The 950-nt window shown below is 35.3% G+C and carries 1 protein-coding gene; it reads right to left on the bottom strand.

Annotation, left to right across the window (positions count from 1 at the left end; translation table 11 throughout):
* A partial coding sequence (locus B2U95_RS09485) for a hypothetical protein (RefSeq protein ID WP_296315518.1) occupies window positions 1-950 on the bottom strand: 950 nt, incomplete at both ends.

The following is a 950-nucleotide window of genomic DNA, read 5'->3' as shown; positions in this document are numbered from 1 at the left end:
GCTTTCCAGCTATTTCCTATTCTTCTTGATGCTTCAATACTCAAAATTTTACTGCTAGATTCTAGATCTGTTATACCACCTATTAATATAGAGGTGTCTTGGATATCGTTAAAAGCAATTCTGCTTCCAAAAAAAACATCGTTTTGTAAGGCATTAAGAGCAAGCTCGTCGCGATCATCATAAAGGTATTCTCCTAAAACACCAATATCCAAGCCATTGCCATCAATATTGCTAAAGGTGTATTCTACGCCCGCAGCAAAAGCAAAGAAATCTTGTGCTTTAGCAGTTCTATAAATAGATTCCAATTTCCAAAGAAAGGCATTATATGTGGCTTGAATATCTAGCCCTGTTTGATTAATTACGGGATAAAAGGCGTTTACATTTCCTAATGTATCAAAGGTAAATAAAGGCTCTCGTCCATTGCCATAAAAATGTGACACACCAATATCGAAAGCACCAATATAGTGACTCCATCTAAAGGCGAGGTCTTGTCGCCATTCTTCGGCACCACTTTCATAATTTATATCGTCTTTTTCTATAATTGTTTGAAAACGTAATCGTCCTTTTAGGCCCGCAAATGTTCGTTTTCTATGATATGGCAAGTAGAAAAAATCAAAGTTTCCATAGTTATCTGTAGTATATGTAAATTGAACCATTGGTTGTCCAAGTTTATCTTCTCCATCAAAAGATTCAACGGCATCTGTTTGATTGATAATGTCTACTAAATGATTACTCTCAGTGACTCCCCAATATACTTTTTTAAGACCTAGACTTAGTTCCCATTTGTTTTTGGCTTTTTGGTAATACAATTCTCTTATATCCCAATGTGTGCGCTCATCATCTACATCTAATCTAAAAAAGCCCGAAAAGTTTATGCTTTCATAGCCTTTATTCCATTCGGCAGAATATTCAGGTTTAAATGCAATTGATGGAAAATTATCTTTTTGCCC

The organism is Winogradskyella sp. UBA3174 (assembly GCF_002364335.1).
Classification (GTDB): Bacteria; Bacteroidota; Bacteroidia; order Flavobacteriales; family Flavobacteriaceae; genus Winogradskyella.
Note: the sequence above shows the minus strand (reverse complement) of the source record. Positions and strands in the feature narration are given on the sequence as shown.